The sequence below is a fragment of the Streptomyces niveiscabiei genome (assembly GCF_001419795.1).
GTDB lineage: Bacteria > Actinomycetota > Actinomycetes > Streptomycetales > Streptomycetaceae > Streptomyces > Streptomyces niveiscabiei.
In genome coordinates this window covers 1-1,871 of record NZ_LIRL01000489.1, presented here as the reverse complement: position 1 = coordinate 1,871, position 1,871 = coordinate 1, and the positions used below count along the sequence as shown (strand labels likewise).

Sequence of the window (1,871 nt, the reverse complement as noted above, 5' to 3'; positions counted from 1 at the left end):
GCATGAAGTGGCCCGCGCGGTCGCCGGTTCCCCACAGGACCTGCCAGTGGGCGTCCGGGCGGGTGGTGCAGGGGAGTTGGGGGACCGGGGCGGAGTTCTCCGTGCCGGTGGTGGTGAGGCAGCGGTCGCTGTGCGCGTTGCGCAGGGCGCGGGCCTCGCTGTCGTCGTGGCCGGTGGGGAGGGTCCAGGTGCGGTCGGGGGCGGCGGCGCAGGTCGCGAGGACGGGGACGAGGCCGGGCGCGGTGCCGGGGGCGCGGAGGCAGAGGCCGCTGCCGTCGTTCACCAGGCGGCCGGCGAGGGCGCTGTCCTTACGGGGCTGTACGGCTGAACTCGTCGGTGTGGTGGGGGTGTTGGCGGGGGCGTCGCTCTGCTCGCCGGAGCCGCCGCTCAGGAGGACGACCGCGAGGGTCGTGCCGAAGACGATGCCTACGACGCAGACCGCGAGGATGGTCATGCGGTTGTCGTGCACGTTGATCTGGAGGTTGCCCGAGCCCTCCTGGATGGCTCCTGGGCCGTGAAAAGTGTTGTTCCTGCGCCGCTTCACGGGCGTGGACCGAACCTGTTCACCTGGATGTTGCCGTTCCCGTTCTGGATCGCGGCGTCGCCGAGGAAGAGGTATCCGTTGGCGCCGGTGAACTCTCCTACCAGGGCTTTCAGCTGAGCTTTCAGAGCGGCTCGCTCCGGCGGGGCCAGGTCTTCCAGCAGATCTTCTGTCCGCGTGCGCCAGACCGCGTCCGCGCCTTCGCCCCTCCCTGCCGTCACGTCGTCCGCCGTGCGGTCGAGGCGTTCGCCTTGCGCCGCTTCGCGTTCCGCGTCGCCTCGTCCCAACGTCCTTGCGAGCCGCGCCCTGAACGCCGCCCACGCGTCCGTCCCCGCGGCCTGCGCCACCGCCGTTCCCACGGACGCGGCCAGCGCCAGCGTCGCTTCGTCCAGCATGACGTTGCCCCCTTCGCCGTGGGCGCCAACGGTAGTCCCGTGCGGGGGTGGACGACAGCGGAACGGGCGCTGTTCGCGGGGGTTCTGGGCTCGCCGTCTCCTCAGCCGCAGACCATCGTCCCGCCACGCACCGGCTCGTAGGACCCGAACTCGGGTACCTCGGAGGGCCGTTGGGAAGAGGAGGCCGGGGTCAGGGCGCGGTCTTCGCGGAGGCGGGTGAACACTTCGTCGGCCCGGGAGCGGTCCCACACCAGTGTCGACCCCACGTCGGGAACGTTCTCGAACCCGCCGATGGGGACCGTCGCGAACTCGGTGGCGGAGGGCGCGAGCCGTACGAGTGTCCTGGCGAGGGACACCAACTCGGCGTCTTTGAAGCCCTGGTCGACGGTGACGGACCCGAGCACGGTGCGGCTGAGCCGGAGCAGGTCGACGGGGTTGTCCTGGAGGCGTTTCAACACGCCTACGAGGAAGCGTTGCTGGCGTTGGACGCGGCCGAGGTCGGCGGCGCCGTCGAACTTGCGGGAGCGGACGTACTGGAGGGAGCGCCCGCCGTCGAGACGATGGGTGCCCGGCGTCAACGCCAGTTTCGTGGCGGGGTCGTCGATCCCCCGGGCCGTGCACACGTCGACCCCGCCGACNNCGGGCACCCACTCGCCGGACCCGGCGTCGCGGTGCGCGGGGATGCGCGCGAGGGAGTCGCGGGGCAGGCTCAGGACGCTGACCCGGTCCTGCCGGGCGGAGATGTGGACGAGCATGAGGGTGTCCGTGCAGTGGCACGCCTCCCCGCGAGCGTGGAACTCCCGCAGTTCCTCCGGCGTGAGCGTCCGGTCGTCGATGCCCATGAGCAGGATGGTCGTGCCCGGCCCGTCGGCGGGCGGCCCCTCGTCGAACACGGCCACCCGCGAGACGGCCAGCGCACTCGGCCCGCCCAACGC

Annotated in this window: 2 protein-coding genes and 1 pseudogene; all 3 read right to left on the bottom strand. The window is 72.0% G+C overall.

Features of this window, described 5'->3' with window-relative positions; all coding sequences use genetic code 11:
• A partial coding sequence (locus AOK24_RS23465; protein ID WP_055722048.1) for an RICIN domain-containing protein occupies window positions 1-544 on the bottom strand: 544 nt, incomplete at its 3' end.
• On the bottom strand, window positions 541-936 hold the full coding sequence (locus tag AOK24_RS23460) for a hypothetical protein (protein ID WP_055722047.1): 396 nt from the start codon (window positions 934-936) through the stop codon (window positions 541-543). The genes AOK24_RS23465 and AOK24_RS23460, both read right to left, overlap by 4 nt.
• 101 nt (window positions 937-1,037) lie before the next feature.
• A pseudogene (locus tag AOK24_RS51055) lies at window positions 1,038-1,574 on the bottom strand (LCP family protein); the annotation flags it as partial.
• Window positions 1,575-1,871: the final 297 nt, after the last annotated feature.